At 71.0% G+C, this 25,389-nt stretch carries 15 protein-coding genes; 11 read left to right on the plus strand and 4 right to left on the minus strand.

Annotated elements, in window-relative coordinates; genetic code table 11:
• Positions 1–288 precede the first annotated feature (288 nt).
• Entirely contained in the window at positions 289–822 is a 534-nt protein-coding gene (locus OIE47_RS37405; protein ID WP_326559285.1) for a hypothetical protein, read from the minus strand.
• Between the two features lie 313 nt (positions 823–1,135).
• Between OIE47_RS37405 and OIE47_RS37410 the strand changes: the two genes are divergently transcribed.
• Positions 1,136–1,288 carry a hypothetical protein gene (locus tag OIE47_RS37410; RefSeq protein WP_326559286.1) on the plus strand — a complete coding sequence of 51 codons (153 nt, stop codon included), beginning with the start codon at positions 1,136–1,138 and terminating at the stop codon, positions 1,286–1,288.
• A gap of 209 nt (positions 1,289–1,497) precedes the next feature.
• Here the strand turns inward: OIE47_RS37410 and OIE47_RS37415 are convergent, their stop codons facing one another.
• A complete protein-coding gene (locus OIE47_RS37415; protein ID WP_326559287.1) occupies positions 1,498–2,802 on the minus strand; it encodes an MFS transporter in 1,305 nt (434 codons plus the stop codon).
• The gene (locus tag OIE47_RS37420) at positions 2,774–3,454 is read right to left on the minus strand and encodes an SDR family oxidoreductase (protein WP_326559288.1); all 681 of its coding nucleotides are present in this window, start codon (positions 3,452–3,454) and stop codon (positions 2,774–2,776) included. Before OIE47_RS37420 ends, OIE47_RS37415 begins: the two co-directional genes overlap by 29 nt.
• 54 nt (positions 3,455–3,508) lie before the next feature.
• On the opposite strand from OIE47_RS37420, the gene OIE47_RS37425 reads away from it, so the two are divergent.
• Positions 3,509–3,913: a winged helix-turn-helix transcriptional regulator gene (locus OIE47_RS37425; RefSeq protein ID WP_326559289.1), complete on the plus strand. Its 405-nt coding sequence runs from the start codon at positions 3,509–3,511 to the stop codon at positions 3,911–3,913.
• Positions 3,914–4,121: 208 nt separating this feature from the next.
• On the opposite strand, the gene OIE47_RS37430 is transcribed toward OIE47_RS37425, so the two are convergent.
• Positions 4,122–5,036 carry a sulfite exporter TauE/SafE family protein gene (locus tag OIE47_RS37430; RefSeq protein WP_326559290.1) on the minus strand — a complete coding sequence of 305 codons (915 nt, stop codon included), beginning with the start codon at positions 5,034–5,036 and terminating at the stop codon, positions 4,122–4,124.
• An 823-nt stretch (positions 5,037–5,859) separates the two neighbouring features.
• On the opposite strand from OIE47_RS37430, the gene OIE47_RS37435 reads away from it, so the two are divergent.
• From OIE47_RS37435 to OIE47_RS37475, 9 genes are all read left to right on the plus strand, one after another.
• A complete protein-coding gene (locus OIE47_RS37435; RefSeq protein ID WP_326559291.1) occupies positions 5,860–13,233 on the plus strand; it encodes an SDR family NAD(P)-dependent oxidoreductase in 7,374 nt (2,457 codons plus the stop codon).
• 73 nt (positions 13,234–13,306) lie between these two features.
• Complete coding sequence (locus OIE47_RS37440) at positions 13,307–18,130, plus strand: polyketide synthase (RefSeq protein WP_326559292.1); 4,824 nt, start codon at positions 13,307–13,309, stop codon at positions 18,128–18,130.
• Positions 18,131–18,165: 35 nt separating this feature from the next.
• Positions 18,166–18,504, plus strand: a complete 339-nt coding sequence (locus tag OIE47_RS37445; RefSeq protein WP_326559293.1) for an acyl carrier protein — start codon at positions 18,166–18,168, stop codon at positions 18,502–18,504.
• A gap of 26 nt (positions 18,505–18,530) precedes the next feature.
• Positions 18,531–19,346: an alpha/beta fold hydrolase gene (locus OIE47_RS37450; RefSeq protein WP_326563343.1), complete on the plus strand. Its 816-nt coding sequence runs from the start codon at positions 18,531–18,533 to the stop codon at positions 19,344–19,346.
• Between the two features lie 26 nt (positions 19,347–19,372).
• Positions 19,373–20,335 (plus strand): sulfotransferase, encoded by a 963-nt coding sequence (locus OIE47_RS37455; RefSeq protein ID WP_326559294.1) that lies wholly within the window; start codon positions 19,373–19,375, stop codon positions 20,333–20,335.
• Between the two features lie 55 nt (positions 20,336–20,390).
• Positions 20,391–22,211 (plus strand): hypothetical protein, encoded by a 1,821-nt coding sequence (locus OIE47_RS37460; RefSeq protein WP_326559295.1) that lies wholly within the window; start codon positions 20,391–20,393, stop codon positions 22,209–22,211.
• Positions 22,212–22,325: 114 nt separating this feature from the next.
• A complete protein-coding gene (locus tag OIE47_RS37465) occupies positions 22,326–23,348 on the plus strand; it encodes an extracellular catalytic domain type 1 short-chain-length polyhydroxyalkanoate depolymerase (RefSeq protein WP_326559296.1) in 1,023 nt (340 codons plus the stop codon).
• Between the two features lie 47 nt (positions 23,349–23,395).
• Positions 23,396–24,535: an ABC transporter ATP-binding protein gene (locus OIE47_RS37470; RefSeq protein ID WP_326559297.1), complete on the plus strand. Its 1,140-nt coding sequence runs from the start codon at positions 23,396–23,398 to the stop codon at positions 24,533–24,535.
• Positions 24,532–25,362, plus strand: coding sequence for an ABC transporter permease (locus OIE47_RS37475; protein WP_326559298.1), 831 nt, complete (start codon positions 24,532–24,534; stop codon positions 25,360–25,362). The genes OIE47_RS37470 and OIE47_RS37475 overlap by 4 nt, the downstream gene beginning before the upstream one ends.
• Positions 25,363–25,389 lie beyond the last annotated feature (27 nt).

Consider the following 25,389-nt stretch of genomic DNA (forward strand, 5'->3'; position numbering starts at 1 on the left):
ATCGACCACAACAACGCCATGCCTCTGGTCCCCGGGCTGTTCGGCGCTCGAACTCGGCGCTGCTCGCTGTGCCGTGGCGGTGGGGTCTGGAGCAGACGGGTCGCGGCCACGACACCGCCGCCGACGAGCAGGCCGGGCCGCGCCCAGCGAACGCGAATTCAGGTCCCTGCCCCACACGGCGTGTTCGTCCGGGTACGCGCGACCGGCGGTCATCACGTGCAACGGCAACTCCACCGCCAACATGAGCAAGGACAACCCACCCCACGAGGAGCCGAGCCCGGCCTCGCCTCAGGCTCCGGACTCCCGGACCGGCTCGTCGCACTTCCTGAACCAGCTACGCCACCCGTTGTCCCGGCTCCCGTGGTAGATCACGAGCGCGGCACGCTGGTCGTCGTCCCACTCGATCCCGAACCCCACGCCCTCGGTGACGGTCTTCTCGTCGAGACGCTCGAACTCCAGTCCCACGAACGGCAGGCCCTGGATGCTGCGGCTGTAGTCCCAGCTACCGCTACCCGAGGTCGGAGCCACGCCGCCGAACTCCGTCCGGAGACGGTACCCGTCAACGTAGTCACCGTCCCCCAGCATCTCGTCCACGTACGTCTTGGAGATCCGCTCCATCCTGAAGGTGCCGTCAATCCGAAGGTCGAGGAGCTCGTTCTCGGTACCGCACCAGACGCCGGGCATGTCCGACTCCACGGGTGGCGGCGGCGGCTCCGAGAAGCAACCCGTGGCCACCATCGCGACCAGGGCCAGCACAAACGGCAACGCACGCCGGACGCCGTGCCCTCTCGTCCGCCGGCAGGCACTGGCCGGAGACACCACGAGTCCTCCTCTGGACGGGACGAGCCGAAGATCAGCTCCGGCTCCAGCATCACCCATACCGGACGGCTCCCGCCGCAGAGGGCGCTCGGAAGAAGCGCTTCCCCCGCCGCGAGGTGGGCAGGGTCGCCCCGACTCTGCCCACCTCGCCTAACAACCCGGCGCCCCTAGCCGACGGACAGCCCGCCCGGCGGGCGAATCGGAGGCCAACCGCATCGGCCTGACTCGCGACAGCGAACGACATGGTCAGCAAGAACGCTGGGCTTAGCAGCCCGCACCCACCGAGAACGATGCCAACCGGGTCGCACTGCCCCAGGTGACGGCGGACACCGACGTGCCGGCGCCGGACGACACCGACGAACAGCCGGACATCGTCACCGAAGACGACGGCGCGGGCATGGCCGGCGGATCCTCCGGCAGCAGCAGTGGCGGTTCCAGCATGCCGGGACATCCGGACGCGGCCGACTGACTTCTCGCACGGCAGGCCGCACGACCGAACCGGGCTCACATGGCGGCGGTGAGGACGGGTTCGGCCACGGGCCAGTGACGCGCCACCGCCGACGCCGCGGCGATCAACTATGCCGGCAGAAGCCCGTCCGGTTCGGGGTAGCTCGCCGGGCCGAACGGGGCGGATCGAGCACGTCGGTGTCGACGTGCAGTGCCGGAGAACGTCCGCCGCTACTTCAAGCCCTCGCCAGAGGCGGTTGTCGAGCTCACGAGCCTGCTCCCGCCCGGCGGCAGCAACCGCTGAGCCGCGCCCTGATCCTTCTCGGTGGCAACGGCGGAGGCGGAGAGGAGCGTCGCGGCGGTGAGGCTGCCCCAGAGGGCGGCCGAGCCGTGGGGCGCGAGAGCGGTGATGACTGCCGGGGAGACGGCGAGGCCGAAGCCCGTGGAGAGCTGGAAGCGGGCGAGGGCGCGTCCCAGGAGATGGGCCGGGGCGAGGGCGGTGACGAGCGCGGTGGCGCTGCCGGCATAGATGATCTCGCCGATGGTGCAGACCACGGACACCGTGGCGACTGCCGGGACGCTCCAGCCGTGTCCCAGTGAGGTGGCCGCGAGGAAGCCGAGGTAGGACGCGGCGAGTACCACGCCGGCGAGAGTAAGCACGGTTCGCCGGGAGAAGCGGGACGTCAGGACCGTGACCGGCACCTGCAGGGTGACCACCAGCACCGTGTTCGCCACGAAGATGGCCGCCGACCACACCGGAGATGCGTGCAACTGGGTCACCAGGACCAGAGGGAGCGCGATTTCGGGGACGTTGAGGCAGAAGACGTACACAACGTTGGCTGCCAGCAGCGCGCGCATCCGAGGTGCGGGCCCGTCGGCCCTGTCCCTGTCCGCAGTAGCGGCCGGATGCGTGTGCAGGTGGACCGACCATGCCAAGGCTGCCGCGGCGAGATAGGCGAGCCCGGTGACAGTTGCCAGCGCCTGCAATGCGGTGGTGCCGCCTGCCAGGCATGCGGTGGCGAGGAGGGCACCCGCGCCCAGGCCGGCGTTGCGCAGCGCGCGCCCTGCCGCGAGAGCGGCGTCGCGTTCGCGGCCGTGGGCGACCGTGGCCACGAGGGCCGCGTGGGCGGCCGGCCATGCCTGGTTGCCGATGCCGAGGAAGAGTGCCGCCGCCGCGAACAGCCAGACGTGCCCCGCCGGGGTGGCCAGCAGCAGCGCCACGCCCACCACCCGCACCAGCATCGACGCCGCCACGACCGTGCTGCGTGCGCCCCGGTCCAGCCATCGGCCGACCGCGGGCATGCACACCAGCCCCATGACGATGCCGACCGTCATGGCGATGCCGGTGGCCGACGCGGACAGCCTCAGCACCGTCACTCCGTAGAGCAGCAGAAAGGGCCGCAGCAGTCCGGTGCCGAGCGCGTCCACGGCCAGGGCGACGGCATAGCGGGGGCCTCCGGAGGCCCGGACGAGGGCACGGGGCTGAATCTTGGTGTTGGTTGCCATGTCAGCGGTGCCGTGCGCCGCCGTCGACATGGACCGTCTCGCCCGACACCCATCCCGCACCCAGGAGCCACAGGGCGCTGTCGGTGACGTCCTCGAGCGTCCCGACCCTGCCTGCGAGGGAGGCTGCGGCGGCACTGTCGTACAGGGCACGGCGACGCTCGTTCGGGAGCCGGTCCCAGGTGCCGGAGTCGGTGATACCGGGCGCGATGGCGTTAACACGCAGCGGCGCGAGCTCGACGGCCAGGTGGGTGACCAGCGCGGCCAGGGCAGCATTCGCAGTACCTTTGACGACGGTGCCCGGCTTGGGCTGCCAGCCCACAATGCCGGAGAAGAACAGGAACGATCCGCCGGTGGGCATCCGGGGGGCGAAGTGCTTGGCCAGCAGCAGCGGGCCGACGACCTTGGCGGCGAACGCGGCCTGGATCTTGTCGTGTTCCAGGTCCGGCACCGGCACGTCATGGTGAGCCGACGCGGTGGAGATCACGTGGTCGAAGGCGCCGAGCGACTCCGCGGCCCGCGCGATGGTGGTCTCGTCCGTGACGTCGATCCGGACCTCGGGGCCAGACCGTGTGGCGACGACGACGTCGGCGCCGGCCTGCCCGGTGCGCCGGACGATCTCAGCGCCGATACCGCGAGCCCCGCCGACGACCAGGATCCGCTTGCCTGTCAGGTTCTCTCTCATGACCGCGACGGTATACATTTGCTACCGGTATCTTCAACGCTACCGGGAGGACCCATGGGTAAGGCGTACAACGTCATGGCGGCGACGTGCCCGAGTCGCACCGTGCTGCACCGCATCGGGGCGCGTTGGACGGTGTTCGCCGTCAACGCACTGGAGGACGGACCGATGCGGTTCACCGAGCTCAAAGCGCACATCCGCGGAATCACCCCCAAGGCCCTCACCGAGACGCTGCGCGCCATGGAGGCCGACGGCCTGCTCACCCGTACCGACCTGGGCGGTAACCCGCCCCACGTCGAATACGCCCTGACCGAACTCGGCCGCTCCCTGCTGGTTCCGCTGCGTGCCGTACGACAGTGGGCCGAGACGCACGTCCCGGACATCCTCGCCGCGCGCGAACGAGCCGGCGTCCGGGAAGGCCTCAGCCTGACGATGCCTTCCCGGACGGCTGAGAACCACTAACCAAGATCGCCGGAAACACCCTCCACGAGGCAGACCCACCTAACCTGGTTGTCTGATGAGCCGACAGTGGCAAGTCAGCATGCCAGCGATGGTGGCGAGAGCTTCGAGGTGACCCCTCCTCCCCAACAGCGCTCCCGTGTCGACCGGTCCTGCCGCTGTCACCTACCGGCACCTCCCCGACCGCGGACCGGGAGGTGCCGGCACTGGGTCAACTGGGCCGAGATTCTGAGTCGCTACCGATCGCGACCGGATGCCGTTGCTGCTCCGTCAGGTGTTGACGGATCGAGTGGGCGACGGCGGCCGCCCATACCGCGCAGACGACCGTGTAACAGCTGTAACGAACGGTGGCCGGGGCATCGAACCAGTCACTGCGAAGCAGGGTTCGGCTGTTGGTGAGCACGATCATGCCGCCAACCGCGGAGCCGAGCACCCGGGGCGGGACCTTGCGTACGAGCCAGGCCGCGACCGGCGCGGCGACCACCCCGCCGATGAGCAGCGCGGTGACCCAGCCGAAGTTGATGTTCTCCGCACCGATCCCGAGCAGGAAGCCGAGGCTCGCCGCGACCGCGACCAGGAACTCGCTGGTGTCGATCGATCCAATGACCTTGCGTGGTTCGAGCCTCCCGCTGGCCAGGATCGCCGGGGTGCCGATGGGGCCCCAGCCACCGCCACCGGTGGCGTCGACGAAGCCGGCGAGCAGGCCCAGTGGACCGAGGAATCGCTTGCGAAGCGGCTTGCCCACGTTGCCCTGCGGCAGACCGAAGGTGGTGAAGCGAACCAGGAGGTAGCTACCGAGGGCAAGCAGGATCAGCGACATGATCGGGGCCGCCGCGTCGGTGGAGAGGCTGGACAGGAAGGTCGCGCCGGCGAAGGCGCCGACCGCACCCGGAATGCCGATCCGAGCGACGACCTTCGCGTCGACGTTGCCGAACCGCCAGTGGGCGGCACCCGAGGCGAGGGTGGTGCCTATCTCGGCGAGGTGCACGGTGGCCGAGGCAGCGGCGGCATGGACGCCGACGGCGAGCAGCAGGGTCGTCGAGGTCACGCCATAGGCCATGCCGAGGCTGCCGTCGACCAGTTGGGCGCCGAGACCAACCAGGGCCAGCAGGAGGATTTTGCGCATGAGGGACCACCAGTTCGTCGGAGGAGGTGGAAGCGGGGAGTTGAGGGCTCGGGTTGGACAGGCGGGTGGGCCGACCGTCCGACAAGGCCTTGCCGGTCCGGTCACCGCCGACGCGCACCCGGCGTCGCCGCTGGACGCGCGCAGGCGTGGCGGCCCATCGGTACCCGGGGGTGTCGAGGAAAGGGCGTACGGGGGTCGCGTCGGGCTTCCGCCCTGGGGGATTCGCGAGGCACTGCGGCGCGGCCCGGTGGAGCGGACCGGCGTGTCGGCGGTGGTCGGTTCAGTGACGGTGGCCGGGCCGCCAGGTGCGATGACGAGGCCTTTTGTGAGCCGATTTCCCTCCTCTCCGGTCGGTGTTCCGACCCATTCGGCAGGACTCACCCGGACCATTTTCATACTCACTAGATAGGAATGGTTCCGCGAACCAAACCGACCAGACAAGAGTGCTTTCACAATTCAGATCGGCAAGAAGATAGTGATCGACGTCACTCTTTTTGGGTGGCAGGCAACATCTTGGCAATCAAAGTAGGTCGATATTTAACACGATGACCCGATGCCGGACAGAAACCTGCCAGCTTCCTGCCCAGGTCAGCGCGACGCGTCCTCGACTGGCGGCAGATATCCGGCATACCGGCGGACTCACCGGAAAAACCCTCAGGCCCACGCTCTAGTTAGGGAGATTTAACTGAGCCGTAACTAAGCTGGCCTAACTTAATTGGAGCCCGAGATCGATTAGCGCCAATTATCTACGGGTCACCTCGGTTGATCATTTGATTGATTCGGTCGCATCCGAGAAACCGCCGCCCCATGAAGTGGGAGTCCGATGAGCCCTGCACCGAACACACGCGATCTGGTGATCGCGATCAGCGCCGGTAGCCTCCTCGAACCCAGTCCCCGGATCGCCACAGCCGCCCGCCACGGCGGCGGTCACGGCGTCCTGGACCTCGCCTCCGGCGACAGCTGGACACTCACCGGCCTGGCCCAGGCCACCGCCGGATCAAGCGAGCCGATCGGCGTACGCGTACCGGCCGGCTGCACCGCCACACCGGCCGATGTGGACCGGGCGGGGCACGGTCGGGTCGACCTGGTCGTCGTACCGCTGGACACACCCTGGCCACTGGCCGAGGTGGTCGACAGGTACCGGGTGCTGGTCGAGGTGACCAGCCTCGACGACGCCCGGCTGGCCGCCGCCGCCGGGGCGCACGGGCTCATCGCGCGGGGCATGGAGGGCGGCGGCAGGGTCAGCGAACTCAGCTCGTTCGTCCTGCTCCAGCAACTGGCCGCGGCCGACGGCATCGACCTGCCGATCTGGGTCGCCGGCGGCATCGGTCCCCGCACCGCCGTCGCCTGCGTCATCGGCGGGGCGACCGGGGTCGTCCTGGACAGCCAGCTCACCCTCATGCCGGAGTCCGAGCTGCCGGCGGACGTACGGGGCACTATCCGCCGGCTGGACGGGTCCGAGACGGTCCTGGTCGACGGTGTACGCGGGATCCGCCGGGGCGGCCCGCACGACAGCGCCTCGCAACTGCTGCCGATCGGCCAGGACGGCTGGCTCGCCGCCGTCTTCGCCCAGCGTTGGCCCGACACCGCAGCCGCCGTACGCGGAATCCGCGCCACCCTCCTCGAAGCGATCGCCGAACCGGCCGCCGGTGACGCCCTGGCGCCGGGTGCCGCCCTCGCCGACGCCCTCAACGTCCGGATACCCGTGGTGCAGGGCCCGATGACCCGGGTCAGCGACGAGGCCCCGTTCGCGGCCGCGGTCGCCGCCGACGGTGCGCTGCCCTTCATCGCGCTCGCCCTCTCCGGCGCGGAACAGTCCCGTCGGGTGCTCCGGGAGACCGCCGACCGGCTGGGCGACCGGCCCTGGGGCGTCGGGGTGCTGGGCTTCGCGCCCGATGAGCTGCGCGCGGCACAACTCGAAGCGATCCGCGAGATCAGGCCCGCCTGCGCGATCATCGCGGGCGGGCGCCCGTCCCAGGCCACGGTGTTGGAGCAGGACGGGATCAACACCTTCCTGCACGTACCGTCACCTGGGCTGCTGCGGCAGTTCCTCCGGTCGGGTGCGCGCAAGTTCGTCTTCGAGGGCGCGGAGTGCGGCGGCCACGTCGGGCCACGGGCGAGCTTTCCCCTGTGGGAGGCGCAGCTGTTGGTACTGGAGGAGTTCCTGGCGGACAAGCCGGACGACGCCGGGCGGTTGCAGCTACTGTTCGCGGGCGGCATCCACGACGCGCGGTCGGCGGCGATGGTCGCCGCCATGGCCGCGCCCCTGACCGGGCGCGGGGCGCGGATCGGGCTGCTGATGGGGACCGCCTACCTCTTCACTTCCGAGGCGGTCGAAGAGGGCGCCATCCAGCCCCTGTTCCACCAGCAGGCCATCGCGGCCACCGGTACGTCGCTGCTGGAGACCGCGCCCGGACACGCGACCCGGTGCCTGCCGAGTCCCTTCGTCGACGACTTCCACGGCGTACGGGAGGAACTGGAATCGGCCGGGGTGGAGAACCGCCAGGTCTGGGAACAGCTGGAGCTGCTGAACGTCGGCCGGCTGCGGATCGCCAGCAAGGGCGTACGCCGGGAGGAAGACGGCCTGGCGCGGGTCGACGAGGCGGTCCAGGCGGTCGAGGGGATGTTCATGGCCGGCCAGGTTGCCGTGCTGCGCCACGCGCCGACCACGGTCGCGGAACTGCACGCGCAGGTCACCACCGAGGCACGGGAGTTCCACGCGGTACGGGCCGCCGCGCTGCGCGCCGAACTCACCCCGCCGGCCACACCGGTGGAGGAGCCCCCCGCGCCGCTGGACATCGCGATCGTCGGCATGTCCTGCATCCTGCCGGGCTCCCCCGACCTGCACAGCTTCTGGCAGACCGTGCTCGGCGGCGCCGACGCGGTCACCGAGGTGCCGACCGACCGGTGGGACGTCGACACGTACTACGCACCCGAGGTCGGCCCCGGACAGGCGGGGCGGATCAGCGTCTCCCGGTGGGGCGGGTTCATCGATCCGGTCCCGTTCGACGCGATCCGCTACGGGATCCCCCCGGCGGCGCTGAGCAGCATCGACCCGACCCAGTTGCTCGCGCTGGAGGTGGCGCACCGGGCGCTGGTCGACGCCGGATACCCGTACGACGCGGCCGGCGCGGACCACAGCCAGACCGGGGTGGTGTTCGGTGCCGAGGCCGGCAGCGACATGGGCCACGCCCAGACGCTGCGGACCATGCTCCCGGCCTACCTGGGTGACGTGCCGACCGAGTTGGAGGACCAACTTCCCACGGTCACCGAGGACAGCTTCCCCGGCGTGCTGGCCAACGTCATCGCCGGCCGGGTCGCCAACCGTCTCGACCTCGGCGGCCCCAACTACACCATCGACGCCGCCTGTGCCTCCTCGCTGGCCGCGATGGACGCCGCCTGCAAGGAACTCAGCGCCGGCAGCAGCGACCTGATGATCTGCGGTGGCGCCGACCTGCACAACGGCATCAACGACTACCTGATGTTCACCTCCGCGCACGCCCTCTCCCCGACCGGGAGGTGCCGTACGTTCGACAGCACCGGCGACGGCATCGCCCTCGGTGAGGGGGTGGCGTGCGTCGTACTGAAGCGGCTGGCCGACGCCGAACGCGACGGCGACCGGATCTACGCCGTGATCAAGGGCGTCGGAAGCTCCAGTGACGGACGCGCGCTCGGACTCACCGCGCCGAGGGCGAGCGGGCAGCGGCGTGCCCTCGACCGGGCCTACCACCGTACCGGCGTCTCCCCCCGACAGGTCGGCCTGGTCGAGGCGCACGGCACCGGCACCGTGGTCGGCGACCGTACCGAGCTGGAGACCCTGACCCGGTTCTTCGACGAGGCCGGCGCGGAGCCCGGTAGTTGCGCGCTGGGCTCGGTGAAGTCGCAGATCGGGCACACCAAGTGTGCCGCCGGCCTGGCCGGCGTGATCAAGGCGAGCCTGGCGCTCTACACCGGAGTCAAGCCACCCACGATCCACCTGACCCGCCCGAACCCGGCGTGGAGCCCGGAACGCAGCCCGTTCGCGTTCTACACCGGTGCCCGCCCGTGGACGGCGCCGGCAGCCGAGCGGCTGGCCGGGGTGAGCGCGTTCGGCTTCGGCGGGACGAACTTCCACACCGTGCTCAGCGCGTACCCGAACGGCCCGGAGCCACGGCACACCCGGCAGTCCTGGCCGGCGGAACTCTTCTGCTTCCGCGGCGCCGACCGCCCTGCCGCCCAGTCGCGGGTACGGCGGCTGGTGGAGATGCTCGCGACCCGCGACGAACTGGGCCGACCGTGGTCACTGCGTGACCTGGCCGCATCCCTGGCCGGCGAGGCGGATCACCGGGCGGGCGCGGTCCGGATCGCCGTCGTCGCCCGTGACCGGGACGAACTCGCCAAGCTGTTGGACCGGGCCCTGGCCGGCGAGCACGATCCGGCGCGGGGACTGGTCCAACCGCCGGACGACCCGGAGCCGGGCAAGGTGGCCTTCCTCTTCCCCGGTCAGGGCAGCCAGCGACCCGGAGCGCTCGCCGAACTGTTCGTGGCGTTCCCCGAGTTGCGGCACTATCTGCGCCTCGGTGACGAGTGGGCGGACCTGCTCTTCCCGCCGTCGGCGTTCGACCCCGAGACAGTGCGCGAGCAGGAGGACCGGGTACGCGACACCCGGGTCGCCCAGCCCGTACTGGGCATCGGCGGGCTGGCGGTCGACCACCTGCTGCGGCGGCTGGGCGTGCGGCCGGACCTGGCCGGTGGACACAGCTACGGGGAACTGGTCGCGCTCTGCGTGGCCGACGCGTTCGATCCGGAGACCCTGCTCGCGCTGAGCCGGCAACGGGCCGACGCGATCCTCGCCGCGACCGGCGACGATCCGGGCACCATGGCGGCGGTCACCGGCACCGCCGAGCAGGTCGGCCGGGTACTCGCCGAGGCGGGACTGGCCGGCGAGGTGGTACTGGCCAACCGGAACACGCCGACCCAGGTGGTCATCTCCGGTCCGACGCCCGCGGTCGGATCGGCAGTGGCGGCGCTGCGCGAGGCCGGGCTGACTGCCCGGGGACTCTCCGTCGCGTGCGCGTTCCACAGTCCGGTGGTGGCCGGCGGGACCGCACGTTTCGCCGAGGCGCTGGCGGCCAGCACGGTACGCGAGCCGGCGATCCCGGTCTGGTCGAACCACACCGCCGCCCCGTACGACGGCGACGCCGACCGGGTACGTGAACGACTCGCCGCGCAGATCGGCGCACCCGTGCGTTTCGTCGAACAGGTCGAGTCGATGTACGCCAGCGGCGCCCGGATCTTCGTGGAGGCCGGCCCCGGTCAGGTCCTCACCAAACTGGTCCGGGCCGTCCTCGGCGACCGGCCGCACCTCGCGGTCGCTGCCGAACCGCGCCCCGAGGAAGGGCTGCGCGGCTTCCTCGTCGGCGTCGCCCAGCTTGCCTGTGCCGGCGTACCGGTCCGGACCGGTTGGTTGTTCCAGGGCCGCGACACGGTGGACCTCGCGACGGTCGAGCCGGCCCGGCGCCCGTTCTGGACCGTCGACGGCCAGCTCGTACGCGACCAGTTCGGGAACAGCCTGCCCGGCGGGATGACGCCCCCACGACGGATCAAGGAGTTGTCGATGACCGCATCGAACGAGACCACTTTCGGTGGCCGGGACGGCCGCGACGAGTTGTTGAGCGAGTTCCTGCGCACCAGCCGGGACATGATCGCCTCGCAGCGGGACGTGATGCTCGCGTACTTCGGCGAGGGTGCCGGTGGGCGGCTCGTGTGGCAGCCCACCGAGGCGTACCCGCCGGTGGTGCTTCCCGGTCATGGAAACGAGGTCGCACCGGTCACGACGACGGCGCTGGTGGCCGTGTCTCCGGCCGCACCGGCGGGCGCGGTCGACGTGGCTGCCGTGCCGGTCGCCGCGTCCGGTCCCGACTTCCAGACCGCGATCCTCGACGTGATCAGCGAACGCACCGGCTACCCGGTCGACCTCATCGAACTCGACCTCGACCTCGAAGCCGACCTCAGCATCGACTCCATCAAACGCGCCGAAGTCGCCGGCGAGGTCGCCGCACGACTACGCCTCGCCGTCGAAGGCGACGAAGCCGAACTCGAAGACCTCGTCAAAGCCCGCACCGTACGCACCATGGTCGACTGGCTCAACCACAAGATGCGGTCGACGGCGGGCACGACCGTGATCCACGCGACCGCCGTACTCGGACCGGCGAGCGGGTCGGCGCACTCCGGCGGTTTGGTCGCGACCGGCACGGTCGTGGTGGCCCGACCCGACTTCCAGACCGCGATCCTCGACGTGATCAGCGAACGCACCGGCTACCCGGTCGACCTCATCGAACTCGACCTCGACCTCGAAGCCGACCTCAGCATCGACTCCATCAAACGCGCCGAAGTCGCCGGCGAGGTCGCCGCACGACTACGCCTCGCCGTCGAAGGCGACGAAGCCGAACTCGAAGACCTCGTCAAGGCCCGCACCGTACGCACCATGGTCGACTGGCTCAACCAGAAGATGCAGGGGGAGGCCGTTGCCGCACCGTCGGTGGGCAACGGCGCGCTGGCCCCGCCGCCCGCACCACGCGCGCTCACCACCGCCGCACCCGCACCGATGGCGGCGCCATCCACGCCGGCCACGATGAGTCCGGCCATCGCACCCGCGCCCGTCCCCGCCGTCGCCGTCGCCGACACCGTGACGGTCGCTGCCGAGGTCACCACCGGGGCCCGGGCGGGGATCACGCCGAAGCGGCTCCTGCCCCAGGCGAAGGTGATCGCGGGACCTTCCGGCGCGGACGCCGGTGCCCCGCTCGCCGGGCAGCCCGTCGACGTGCTCGCCGGGACCAGTTTCCTCATCACCGGCGCCAGTCCGGCGCTGGCCTACCTCGCCGAACTCCTCCAGGAGCATGGGGCGGGTGGGCAGACCGGTGTAGCGGACGGGAAGCAGGCCGGTCAGCTCGGCGGCTTCGACGGGCTGATCCTGCTCGACGGGTTGACCGGCGCCGGAGCCCCTCTGCTGCCCGAGATCTTCCCGTTCCTCAAGCAGGCGCTCGCAGCCGGTCCACGCTGGCTGCTGGCGGCGGGACCCGTTGGCGGGACCGACCGTACCGATGGACTGGCCGGCCTGTTCCGTACCATTGCCAGGGAGTACCCGCAGGTCACGGCCAGGTACGTCGAGGTCGACGCGGCCGCCGACCCGCAGCGGATCGCCCGACACCTGCTCGACGAACTGCTGGCCGGCGGGGACGCACCGGTTGTCGTACGGGGCGAGACCGAGCGGACCACGGTCGACCTCGCACCGGTGGCGCTGGGAGCGGTGGCGACGAGCGGTGCCGGGCCGGCCGGCGACGGCGCCTCCGAGGCAGCGGCGATCGGCCTCGACCGGGACTCGGTGGTCGTCCTGGTCGGTGGGGCGCGCGGGATCACGCCGTGGTTCGCCCGTGCGGTGGCCATGGCGAGCCGCTGCCGGATCGAGCTGGTGGGTCGCACGCCACTGCCGACCGAGCCGGAGGATCCGGACCTGGTGTCGGCCCGGGACAGGGCGTCGTTGCGGGCCGCGCTCGCCCGCCGGGGTCTACGGTCACCGGCGGAGATCGAACGCACCGCGCAGGCGGTCCTGGCCGCCCGCGAGGTCGAGGCGACCCTCGGCGAGCTGCGCGAGTTGGGCAGCGAGGTGCGCTACCACGCCCTCGACGTGCGGGACGCGTCGGCGACCCGGAGTCTGCTGCTGGACATCGAGCGTACGCACGGCCGGGTCGACGGCGTCGTGTACGCGGCCGGGGTGATCGAGGACAAGCTGATCGCGGAGAAGGACCCGCAGTCGTTCGCCCGGGTGTTCGGCACCAAGGTGGAGGGCGCCCGCTCGGTACTGGCCGGCCTGGACGAGCTGGGCTCGGCGCCCCGCTTCGTGGTGCTGTTCGGCAGCATCGCCGCGGCGTACGGCAATCGGGGTCAGGGCGACTACGCCGCGGCGAACGACGCGATCGACGCGATCGGCGCCCGGTGGGCGGCCGGCACCGGCAACCGCTGCGTGACCGTGCACTGGGGTCCCTGGGCGCCGGGCGCCGGGCACGGCGGGATGGTCAGTGCCGAGCTGAGCCGGGAGTACGCCAGGCGCGGCATCGAACTGATCGACCCCGAAGCGGGCGCGCTGAGTCTGTTGAGCGAGTTGGCCTGGGGCGACCCGAAGATCAACTCCGTGGTCTACACCGCCTCGGGCTGGTGATCGTGCACGAGGTGCGGCAGCGGCTGAGCCGTACCCCCGGTAGGCCCGTCGACGGTGGAGCGAGAGGTCGAAGATGAACACGAGCACCGATCGGCGCGACCCGGTCGCGATCGTCGGGATGGCGGCGGTGATGCCCGGCGCCGGCAACCTGGAAAACTACTGGCGCAACCTGGTCGACGGCGTGGACGCGATCACCGACGTGCCGGCGCACCGGTGGGACGACGAGTTCTACGACCCGGACCAGGCCCACCGACCGGACAGGATGTACTGCCGGCGCGGCGGGTTCGTGGACGAGTTCGCGAGCTTCGAGCCGCTGCGGTTCGGCATCATGCCCGCATCGGTGGCGGACATCGAGCCGGACCAGCTCATCGCCCTGAACGTGGCCGCTGCCGCGATCGACGACGCCGGCGGGGCGGACCGGCTGCCCGACGGCGACCGGGTGGGCGTGATCCTCGGGCGGGGCGGCATCCTCAGCCCGGCCCAGGCCCGCTATGCCCAACGGGTACGGATGTCGAGCCAGGTCATCCAGGTCCTGCGGGAGTTGATCCCGGAACTGGACCAGAGCCGGCTCGACCTGGTACGCGAGAAGTTCGACGAGCGGCTCGGCCCGTACCAGCCGGAGGGGACGATCGGGCTGGTGCCGAACCTGGCCGCGTCCCGGGTGGCCAACCGGCTCAACCTGCGCGGTCCGGCGTACACCCTGGACGCGGCCTGCGCCTCGTCGCTGATCGCGGTCGACCAGGCGATCACCGAACTGACCAGCGGACGGTTGGATGCCGTACTCGCCGGCGGGGTGCACCACGTGCACGACATCAGCTTCTGGTCGGTGTTCAGCCAGTTGCGGGCGCTGTCCCGGCGTGGGGAGAGCCGGCCGTTCCACCGGGAGTCCGACGGGCTGCTGATCGGCGAGGGCACCGGTGTGGTCGTACTGAAGCGGTGGTCCGACGCGGTCCGCGACGGCGACCGGGTATACGCCGTCATCCGGGGCAGCGGTATGTCCAGCGACGGCCGCTCGGCGAGCATGTTCAACCCGGCCTCCTCCGGACAGGTGCTGGCCATCCGGCGGGCCTGGGAGGCGGCGGGGCTGGATCCGACCGCGCCGGACTCGCTGGGGTTGCTGGAGGCCCACGGCACCGGTACGCCGACCGGCGACGCGGCCGAACTGGTCTCGGTCGCCGAGGTGTTCGGCCCACACGGCGGTGACGGACCGCGCCCGGTGATCGGCTCGGTCAAGTCGATGATCGGGCACACCATGCCGGCTGCCGGCATCGCCGGCCTGATCAAGGCAACGCTCGCGGTGCACCGGGGGGTGCTGCCGCCCACCCTGCACTGCGACGACCCACGCCCGGAGATGACGGCGACCCGGTTCGCCCCGGTCGCCACCGCCCGCCCCTGGGAGAGCGACGGGCCACGTCGCGCCGGGGTGAACGCCTTCGGCTTCGGCGGCATCAACGCACACGTCATCGTCGAGCAGGCACCCGAGCCGGCCGGCGTACGGAACCGGCTGGCCGGCGGGGTCCCGGTGACAGCGGGCGGTGCGGGTGTCGGAGGAGGCGTGGCCTCGACCGTGGCCGGCTCGACGGTCGAGGTGACCGAGCCGGACCAGGTGCTCTGGCTCGCCGCGCCGGACCCCGTCCGGCTGGCCGGCCTGCTCTCCCGCGACGACCACGAGGTACGGGCCCTCGGCATCGAACGGGCCCGGAGCAACCGGCCCGCGACCGAGGGCGAGCCGTGCCGGATCGGCATCGTCAACCCGACCGACAAGCTGCTGGCGGTCGCCCGCAAGACCGTGGCCCGGGGGCAGGCGTGGCGCGGTGGTCGGGACATCTGGTTCAGTCCGTCGCCGCTGTTGGCCGCCGGCACCGGGCGCCTCGCCTTCGTCTTTCCCGGCCTGGAGGCGGAGTTCGCCCCGCGTACCGCGGATATCGCCGCGCACTTCGGGCTGCCGGACCGGCAGTGGTCCGCGACGGACCTGGGCCGGCACGGCGCCGGGCTGATCGAGGTGGGCAAGCTGCTCGATGAGGCGCTGCGCCGCGTCGGCGTGCTGCCGGACACGGTCGCCGGACACAGCATCGGCGAGTGGACCGCCGCCGCGACCAGTGGACAGATCAGCACGGCGGCGATGGACGAGTTCCTGGAGCTGTTCAACGCCGACTCGGTCGAGGTCTCCGGGTACGTCTTCGCCGCCGTGGGAGCCGGTGCCGAGCGCGTCACCCCGATGCTGGGCGACTTCCCCGGGGTGGTGCTCTCACACGACAACGCCCCGGCACAGTCGGTGGTGAACGGCCCCGAATCCCAGGTGGACCGGCTCGTCGAAGCGCTGCGTACGGAGAACGTGCTGTGCCAGAAGCTGCCGTTCCGGTCGGCCTTCCACACTCCCGTGTTCGCCGACGGCCTGCAGTCGATCGGTGCGGCGCTGCGCCGGTGGGAGGTGCACCCGACTCGGATACCGGTCTGGTCGGCGACCCTGGCGGCACCGTTCCCCGCCGACGAGGCGCAGGTCAACGCCCTGTTCGTCCGGCACATGATGGAGCCGGTCTGGTTCCGTCAGACCGTGGCGGCGATGTACGACGCCGGCGTACGGGTCTTCCTCCAACTCGGCGCCGGACAGCTCGCCTCGCTGATCAGCGACAACCTGCGCGGGCGTGACCATCTCGCGATGCCGGTCAACGTGAAGCACCGCAGCGGGCTGGACCAGCTCCGCCGGGTCGCCACCGCGATCTGGGTGGAGGGCGGCAGCCCGAACCTGACCGCGCTCGACCCGCGACCAGCGAAGACGCCCGCGAAACCGGTACGGCGTGGCCCGTCGGTTCCGCTGGACCTGGGTGGACCACTGGTCCGGCTCGGTGCCGGTGCCGCCGGTCTGCTCGGCGTCTCGGTGGGCGGCGTCCAGCCGCACCATCTGTCCGGTGCGACGGACAACGGTCCGGCCGTGCCGGTCGACGCGTCGGCGACAGGTGGGGCGGGACGCCAGCCGGAGCCGGCAGGTACCGGCGGTAACCCGGCGGCGGCGCTGGCCGCACTGCACCGGTTGGCCGGGCGGTCCAGCGCGGCGGCGGAGCTCGCCGCACTGTTGCAGGACACGGCGCGGGACGCGGTCAGCGTGCTGGACGCCGCCGCACCGGCGCACCGCGCGCAGCGACCGGCTCCGCCGGTGGTGCCGCGGCCGGTTGTCGGGCAGCCCCCGGTCGCCCCGCCGGCCGGGACCATCCGAACCACCGGCCCCCACACCCCCGGCAACGGCAACGGCACCACGGCCAGCGGGGTCGGTCCGGCCAACATGTCCGACACCGGGAGGGAGGCCAACGGCGGCAACGGCGGCCGGGGTACGGTTCGGCGGATCACGTTGCGGGTCTCGGTCGAGACCATGCCGTACCTGAGGGACCACTGCTTCTTCGTCCAGCCACCGGACTGGCCGAACATGGAGGACCGGTGGCCGGTGGTGCCGGCGACCACCCTGGTCCAGCACATGGTGGACGCGGCGGAGCAGGCGGTGCCCGGTATGCGGGCGGTGGCCGTACGCGAGGCCAGGTTCAACCGTTGGCTGATAGCCGAGCCGGGTCAGGACGTCGAGATCACGGTGAAGCCGACCGGTGACGGCCTGGTCTCGGTCACCTTCGGCCCGTACGCCCGGTCGACGGTGGAACTCGCCACGGACTATCCGGCGGACCCGCCCGAGGTGTGGCGGCACGATCCCGCGACCGAACGGCCGCCACGGATCAGCGCCGAGGAGATGTACGCGGAGCGGCTGATGTTCCACGGCCCCCGGTTCCAGGGTGTCACCGCCGTACACGCCCTCGGGGACATGCACGTACGGGGCGTGGTCACCGCACCCGTACCGCCGGGCGCTCTGCTGGACAACGCGCTGCAGCTGATCGGCAACTGGCTCATCACCACGCAGCCGTTCCGTACCGTGGCGCTGCCCGTGGGCCTGGGGCACATCCGGTACTTCGGGCCACCGCCGCAGCCCGGTACGGCGTTCGAGTGTGTCGCCCGGGTGCGCTCGATCGACGACGCCCAACTCGTCGCGGACACCCAACTGGTAGTCAACGACCGGGTGTGGGCGCAGATCGAGGGCGCGGTCGACCGCCGTTTCGACAGCCATCCGCAGGCGCGGCCAGCGGAACGGTTCCCCGAGCGGCATCCGATGTCGCTGATCCAACCCGAGGGCTGGACGATGGCCTTCGACTGCTGGACCGACCTGGTCACCCAGGGCATGGCCGCGCGCGGCATCCTGGGCTCGGCCGCGTACGCGGACTACGAACGGCAGCCCGCCAAATCCCGCAAGCAGTGGCTGTTGGGCCGGATCGCGGTGAAGGACGCCGTCCGGTTCCGGTTGTGGGAGGACGGGCACAGCGACATCTACCCGATCGAGCTGACGGTCGGCAACGATCCGGACGGGCGGCCCCGGGTGTACGGACGTCCGGGCCGTGACCTGCGCGACTGCGACGTCTCGCTGGCGCACTGCGCCGAGATCGGCGTCGCGGTCGCGAAACCCCGCGATTCGGCGTCGCCACCCGACGCGCCGGGCGTCGGCATCGACGTCGCCGAGATCACCGACCATCCGGAGAGCACCCTGCGCTTCGCCCTGTCCGACGGGGAGACCGCCCTGCTGGACTCACTCGGCGGCGACGCCGAGGACCGGCGACGGTGGTTCACCCGGTTCTGGGCCGCCAAGGAGGCCGTCGGCAAGGCGGAGGGAACCGGACTCGACGGGCGCCCGCGCCGGTTCGTCGTGACGAGTGCAACGGACACGGTGCTGACCGTCCACGTCGACGATCGGATCTACCCGGTGGAGCACCGCGAGGTCGGCAATCCCGACGACCTACCGCCCCGACGCTACGTCGTCGCCTGGACCTGGGGCCCGCGAACCGGCGCCGTGGCTGATCAACCGTGACCGGCACCCAACCCCCATCCGAAGGAGTAGATCCCATGGCCGCCTCGCACGCCGACATCCTCGCCGAACTCACGGGAATCATCGACGCGGTACTCGGCGACTTCGCCACCGATGCCCCGATCACCATGGACACCACCTTCCGCGACGAGCTCGGCATGGAGAGCATCGACGTCGTCTCCCTCGCCGGCCGGTTGCAGGCCCGGTACGGCAACACCGTCAACTTCGCGCACTTTGTCGCCAAACTGGATCTGGAGACCGTGGGCGAGCTGCGGGTCGGGCAACTGGTCGAGCACATCGCACACTCCCTCGACGCGGCCGGCCGGGACAGGCCGGCCGACGCCAGTCCCACCGTTGTCGAGGCGGTCCGCTCGTGACGATGATCCGGGCCAACGGAATCGAGATGCACGTCGAGCGACTCGAGCCACCGGACGGAGGGGCGGGCGCGGGCCGCACCGGCCGGAATGACGGGCCGGCCACCCTCGTGATGATCCACGGGATGGCCTCCGACAGCCTCGCGAGCTGGTATTTCACGGTGGCCAAGCCGCTGGCCGACGCCGGGCTGCGGGTGCTGATGTACGACCTGCGGGGGCACGGCCACAGCGAGCGCCCACCCACCGGCTACGCCCTCGACGACTTCGTCGACGACCTGTCGGCGATGCTGACCGAACTCGACGTCGCCGGTCCGGTGCACCTGCTCGGGAACTCGTTCGGCGGCACGATCGCGTTCGCGTACGCGGTCCACCACCCGGACCGGGTCGCCTCCGTCACGGCGATCGAATCGTCACCACCGACCAGGGCGTGGATGGCCCGGGTCGCGCGCCGGCTGGACCGGGCCGCCAATCTCCTGCCCCGGCCGGAGGCGCTGGCACAGATCAGCGCCGGTCGGGGGGAACGGGTGGCCCGACGGGCCCGGGCCACCGGCGAGATGCTGGTCACGACCACCCTGGCCAGGGACCTTCCGGCCAGTGCCCTGCCCAGCTCCGCGCAGATCAGCGCGATCGGCGTACCGGTGCTCTGTTTGTACGGCGCGAACTCCGCGGTCGTCGAGCTGGCACCTGCTGTGGTCCGGCTACTACCGCAGACGCGGACCGTCGTCCTACCCGGCGAGAAACACACCGTCCTGATCGACCGCCCGGAGGCGGTACGCCGGCTCGTCCTGGCCTGGCTCCGCGAGGAGTGCGCCGTCGAGGTGGCCGAGGCCGCCACCACCCCGTGACAACCCATCGTGCAGGAGGTCTTCGGATGGACACCCCGGTCCCCGGCAGGTCGATCATCATCAGCAACGGCCGGTGCGGCTCGACGCTGCTCTCGGACCTGATCGCGGAGCAGCCCGAGACTCTCTCGGCGCAGGAGTTCTTCATGTCCGTCGCACCCTGGGCACGCAGTTCCGAGGTGCTCACCGGTGCCGCGTACTGGGCGGTGCTGAGCAGCCCCAAGGCGGAACTCGCCACCCTCTTCCGGATCGGGCTGCCGCCGAAGGAGGTGCGCTATCCGGCGACCGGCCGGTGGGCGGACCGGATGACCGAACTGCCGCGGATCCTCGCCATCACCCTGTCGAAGCTGACCGCCGACCCGGACCGCCTGTTCGACCAACTCGCCGAGCGGGTGCCGGACTTCCCGACGCAGTCGGTCGGTGACCACCACCGGATGTTCCTCGACCTGCTGGCCGTGGTCACCGGCAAGCGGCGCTGGGTCGAGCGTTCCGGCGGGTCGAGTCACGTCGCTCCGTACCTGTTGCGGGCGTTTCCCGAGGCGAAGGTGGTGTACCTGACCCGCGACCGGGAGGCTACCGCCCGGTCGATGAGCCGGCACTCGTCGTTCCAGCTGATCCAGCTGCGGGTGGAGTTCCTCGGCCGGTGCGGGCTCGATCCTTTCCGGATCGAGCCTGGCCAGTCGGTGCCCGAGGATCTGGAACGGTATCTGCCGGACCGGCTCACCGCCGACCTGCTCCGGGAGCGGGGACAGGACCTGCGCCGCTACCTCGGTCTGAGCGCGTTCCTGACCAGCCAGGCCGAGCAGGCGCTCACCGACCTGCCTCCGCGACACCTGCACCGGATGAGCTACGAGGACCTGGTCGCCGACCCGGTCGGGCAACTCGGCCTGCTGGCCCGGTTCCTTGAGTTCGAGGACTGGGAGGACTGGGCGCGGCGGGTCGCCGGGCGGGTCGTCGCGCCCGTCCGGTCCCGAGAGGTCGCCGCGGCCTGACCGCATACCTGACCCCACCGAACGTCGTGACTCCGTCGAACGAGAGGAACCATTGGTGAAACCATTCCGGATGTCGGGCCGGCGACCGCTCGCCGCGGCCGCCGTACTGGGACTGCTGTACGTGCTGGCGGCGCCGTCGCCGGTCACCGCCGCCCCGATCGGGACGGACGCACCGGGTACGGCCGGACACCAGCCGACGTACGAGCGGAAGCTGATCGGAAAGGGCACCCCGGACGAGTGCTTCGCCGGTGTCGGTGTGGCCTATCCGACCGGTCCCCCCTGCGCGACCGGGCAGTCGAAGGTGAACCAGTCCTACCTGTGGGGCATGACCCAGACCGAGCAGAGCCTGTGGTTCGGCACCGGCGCGAACGTCAACTGCCTGACCAGCGGGCGCAACCTGCGCAACACGACGCCGAACCTGAACGATGACTGGGTCTGCGAGTACGGCGAGAGCCAGATCGCGAAACGCAACCCGACCCTGCCCGCCACCCTCGGCGACCATCGCCCGCCCCGGCTGTACACGTACGACAAGCGTTCGCGGCGGTTGACGGAGAAGACCGACGCGGTCAAGAACGCCTCCACCACCGACGCCAACCGGCTGAGCACGACCGCTGGAATCCGCTCCGCCGGCACCCATCAGGGCGTGGCGTTCCTCGGTGGGCCCGCCCTGGGCGAGAGCATCAACCTGTTCGCCTTCGACACCCACACCGGAGCCTTCCTCGGCTCGGTCAACCTCCCGGCGTACGGCAACATCCGCCACTTCGTGGTGGCCGACGGCGCGCTCTACGCGGGTGTCGGGGTGGGCGCGAACGGCGGCAACCGGGGGCACGTGCTGCGCTGGACCGGCTCTCGGAGCAACCCGTTCAGCTTCGTCGAGGTCGCGAACCTGCCGGCCCAGGCGGCGGACCTCACCGTGCACGACGGACGGATCTTCGTCACCACCTGGACGGGTTCCGGTGACGACGCCCTGGCAGCCGCGGTACCCGGCACGACCGACGAGCCGCTGTCCGGGGTCGCCGGGGTGTGGATGAGCCCGAAGCTGTCGCACGGGGAACGCGGCCTCACCCCGGCCGACGCCGACAGCTGGGCCCAGGTCTGGTCGGTGGACGGGTACGAGCCCGATCCGGTCGTCGCCCGCACCTACGCCCTGGGTGGACTGGCCTCGTTCAACGGTTACCTCTACTGGGGCACGATGCACGTGCCGATGAAGGCGACCACGGTGCACATCGCGACCTACCCACCGGCGAACGAGGCCGCGCTGCGCGCCTCGGTACGCGGCACCCAGCGGGCGATCAGCATCTTCCGCGGTAAGAGCTTCGGCGACCGCCACCAGCGGGTGGACCTGCTGTACGGCGCACCCCAACTGCCCGCGTACGACCCGGCCGGTAACGGTGGCGCGGGCGCGTGGGCCGCCGCGCCGACCGGCTACACCCCGCTGTACGGCCCGTCGGGCATGGGCAACCCGTACAACAACTACACGTGGAAAATGGCGGTGGCGGGCGGGAAACTCTACGTGGGCACCATGGACTGGAGCTACATCTCCAAGGACCTGGGCCAGGACACCGCCCGGGTGTTGGGTGTCACCGGCCCGGCCGCGGCCGAGTTCGGCGACGCCTCCGTGCTGGCCGACGACCCCCCGCCGGCACCGGTCTACGGCGGTGACCTGTTCGTCTTCGACTCGACCAGCAAGCCGGCCACGGTGGTGGACAACAGTGGGCTCGGCAACTACCTGAACTACGGGATCCGCAACATGGTCGCCGACGGGTCGACCCTCTACCTGGGCATGGCCAATCCGATGAACCTGCGTACGGACCCGGATGACGACGTCCCCGAGGGCGGCTGGGAACTGATCCGGCTGAGTATGCAGCGCTGTTAGCCGGTTGGCCCCGCCCGTGCATCGTGGGCAGCCACGGGCGGGGCCGGCCACACGGATACTCCAAACACCTCGGATCCTTACATATCCCGAACATCACTATGTCATGGTGCGAATATGATGGAAATCTGTAGATCTTGGATAGGTCATGCGGGACCGCGCACCCGGTGGCGGCACCTGCTCACGGTCGTTCCGCTCGTCGGAGCGCTCACCCTGCTGGCCGGTTGCGGGCTGTTCCGGGACGACCCGGAGCAGCACGAGGTCGGGCCGGTGTCCACGATGCCGAGCGGCTCCTCGGCGCACACCCTCGTGGTCGACGGGCAGGAGCGCGACTTCCGCCTCTACCAGCCGGCGAACCTCACCCGGTCGACCGCGGTGCCGCTCGTGGTCATGCTGCACGGTGCCCTCGGCACAGGCGCCCAGGCGGAAAACTCGTACGGCTGGAACACCGAGGCGGACCGGGAGGGCTTTGTCGTCGCGTACCCGGACGGGGTGAGCCGTTCCTGGGCGGTGAGCCCGGACTGCTGCGGCCCACCGGCCCGCGACGGCGTGGACGACGTGGCCTTCATCCAGCAACTGGTCTCCACCGTGGCCGACCGGCTTGCGGTGGACCGCAACCGGATCTACGCCACCGGGATCTCCAACGGCGGAATGCTCGCATACCGACTGGCGTGCGACACGAAGCTGTTCGCCGCGATCGGGCCGGTGGCCGCGACCCAACTCGGCCCGTGCCCGTCACCGGCACCGACCTCCGTGATCCACATCCACGGGACGGCGGATCAGACAGTGCCGTTCGGCGGTGGTCCGGGCAAGCGGGACAACGACGGGACCGGGCGTAATCCGGTCAAGATCGACGGTCCGCCCACCCCCGACCTGCTCGGCCAGTGGCGTACGACCGGCGGTTGCGGCGCTCCGGCGACCACCGCCTCGGGCCCGGTCAGCACCTCGGTCGCCACCTGTCCCGGGGGACGGGCGGTCGAGTTGGTCACCGTCGACGACGCGGGCCACCAGTGGCCCGGTGCCGCCGGCCCCGAACCGGCGGCGCAACGCCTACTCGGCCTGGATCCACCCTCGACCGCGCTGGACGCGACCGAGACCATCTGGCGTTTCTTCGACGCACATCCCCGAACCGGCGGCTGACCGAACCGGCGCCCATCCACCCCACAGTTCAGGACAGGGAGCAGCAGATGCCCAGCAGTGGTGGCAGCCCGCCCGCGGTCGAGGTCGCCGACCTCGTCAAACGCTATCCCGCAAGCACGACCGCAGCCGTGGACGGGCTGTCCTTCACCGTGGCCCCCGGCGAGATCTTCGGGCTGCTGGGACCGAACGGCGCCGGCAAGTCGACCACCATCGGCATCCTCACCACCCGGCTGCGGGCGTCTGCGGGCCGGGCGCTGGTCGGTGGGGTCGACGTGGTCGGCGACCCGGTCGCGGCCCGTGCCCAGTTGGCCGTCGTGCCCCAGCACAACAACCTGGACCGGTCGCTGACGCCACGACAGAACCTGCTGTACCACGCCGCATACCACGGTGTCGGGCGCGCCGACCGCAAGGCCCGGGCCGACGTACTGCTGGACCGTTTCGGCCTGACGGATCGGGCCGACAAGCGGATCGAGGCGTACTCGGGCGGGATGGTGCAACGGCTGATGATCGCTCGTGCGCTGATCCACGAGCCGGCGGTGCTCTTCCTCGACGAGCCCACCAACGGTCTGGACCCGCAGTCCCGGCGGCTGATCTGGGGCCGGATCCGCGAGATGCGCGGGCGCGGCGTGACCATCGTGCTGACCACGCACCAGATGAACGCGGCCGCCGCCCTGGTCGACCGCGTCGGCATCGTCGACCACGGTCGGCTGCTCACCCTGGACACGCCGGGCAACCTGGTCAAAGGGCTCGCCGGACGATCGATCCTCGATCTGACGGTCACCCCGGCCGTGCTCGACGAACCGGACGAGCTTCTGCGTGCACTTACCGAGGTCTCCGGCGTACGCAAGGGTGAACGGCTCGCCGTGGCGTCGCCGCCCGGCGCCGGGGCCGCCAACCTTCGCTCCGGCCTCGGCCTGGGCGGCGGCGCGGCGCTCGGCGCGGGTGTGCCGGCTGCTGCACTGGCCGCGCTGGCCCGACGGGAGCGGGCGGTCGCCACGCTCACCCCCGACCCCGGTGGGCGCCAGCGCGTCAGGATCCGGCTGCATCTCGCCACCGACCCCGCCACTGTGCTCGGGCCGGCTCTCACCATCCTGACCACGCGGTCGGCGACCCTCACCGACGTACACATCGCCGAGCCGAGCCTCGAAGACGTCTTCATCGGACTGACCGGAAGGGATCCACGGTGACCGACCTCGACGCCCCGCCGGTAGCGGCAACGAGCACCACGGCGGCGCCCGTGAGACCCGGCGCCCACCGGGTCTTCCTGGCCATCCTGCGCCGGGACCTGCTGGTCACCGGCAAGGAACTCTGGGTCATCCTGGTCCAGGTCGGCCTCACCCCGCTGTTCATGCTCTTCGTCTTCGTCAAGGTGCTCGGCGGGCAGGGCATCGTCGACCGGAACTTCGCCGACCTGTTCCTGCCCGGCATCATCGCGCTCGCCGCGCTCACCACCGCGCTGCAGAGCGTCGCGCTGCCACTGGTCAAGGAGTTCGGCTTCACCCGGGAAATCGAGGACCGGCTGCTCGCCCCGCTGTCGACAAACCTGGTCGCGGTCGGCAAGCTCGTGGTCGCGATGCTGCGCGGCCTTATCGCCGCGGCCCTCATCTACCCGCTGGGTGCACTGATGGTCGGCTCAGCCCCGTTGCAGCCCGAACGGCTGCCGATGGTCCTGCTGACGGTCCTGCTCGGCGGATGGATCGGGGGCGGCATCGGCATGACGCTGGCGACGATTCTGCCCATCCAACGGATCAACATCACGTTCTCGCTGGTCGTGACCCCGATCATCTGGACCGGTTGCATCCACTACCCGTGGCCACGGCTCTCCTCGATGCCCTGGTTCCAGACGGTCACCGCCCTCAACCCGATGACCTACGTCTCCGAGGGCGTACGGGGGGCCATGTTGCCCGGCGTCGCACACATACCGGCCTGGGTCTGTCTCCTGGTCCTGGCCGGCGTGGCCGCGATGGTCACGTTCACCAGCGTACGAAGCTTCAGTCGGCGTGCCGTCCAGTGAACGGCACGATCCACGCGTCTACCGGAG

Origin of the sequence: Micromonospora sp. NBC_01796 (assembly GCF_035917455.1) — a bacterium.
In the GTDB taxonomy this organism is placed as follows: domain Bacteria; phylum Actinomycetota; class Actinomycetes; order Mycobacteriales; family Micromonosporaceae; genus Micromonospora_G.

What these genes read in the sequence shown, in the direction of transcription:
- OIE47_RS37415 (WP_326559287.1), bottom strand. Translation starts at nt 2,802, where the DNA reads ATGTCGACGGCGGCGCACGGCACCGCTGACATGGCAACCAACACCAAG.
- OIE47_RS37420 (WP_326559288.1), bottom strand. Translation starts at nt 3,454, where the DNA reads ATGAGAGAGAACCTGACAGGCAAGCGGATCCTGGTCGTCGGCGGGGCT.
- OIE47_RS37425 (WP_326559289.1), top strand. Translation starts at nt 3,509, where the DNA reads ATGGGTAAGGCGTACAACGTCATGGCGGCGACGTGCCCGAGTCGCACC.
- OIE47_RS37430 (WP_326559290.1), bottom strand. Translation starts at nt 5,036, where the DNA reads ATGCGCAAAATCCTCCTGCTGGCCCTGGTTGGTCTCGGCGCCCAACTG.
- OIE47_RS37435 (WP_326559291.1), top strand. Translation starts at nt 5,860, where the DNA reads ATGAGCCCTGCACCGAACACACGCGATCTGGTGATCGCGATCAGCGCC.
- OIE47_RS37440 (WP_326559292.1), top strand. Translation starts at nt 13,307, where the DNA reads ATGAACACGAGCACCGATCGGCGCGACCCGGTCGCGATCGTCGGGATG.
- OIE47_RS37445 (WP_326559293.1), top strand. Translation starts at nt 18,166, where the DNA reads ATGGCCGCCTCGCACGCCGACATCCTCGCCGAACTCACGGGAATCATC.
- OIE47_RS37450 (WP_326563343.1), top strand. Translation starts at nt 18,531, where the DNA reads ATGCACGTCGAGCGACTCGAGCCACCGGACGGAGGGGCGGGCGCGGGC.
- OIE47_RS37455 (WP_326559294.1), top strand. Translation starts at nt 19,373, where the DNA reads ATGGACACCCCGGTCCCCGGCAGGTCGATCATCATCAGCAACGGCCGG.
- OIE47_RS37465 (WP_326559296.1), top strand. Translation starts at nt 22,326, where the DNA reads ATGATGGAAATCTGTAGATCTTGGATAGGTCATGCGGGACCGCGCACC.
- OIE47_RS37470 (WP_326559297.1), top strand. Translation starts at nt 23,396, where the DNA reads ATGCCCAGCAGTGGTGGCAGCCCGCCCGCGGTCGAGGTCGCCGACCTC.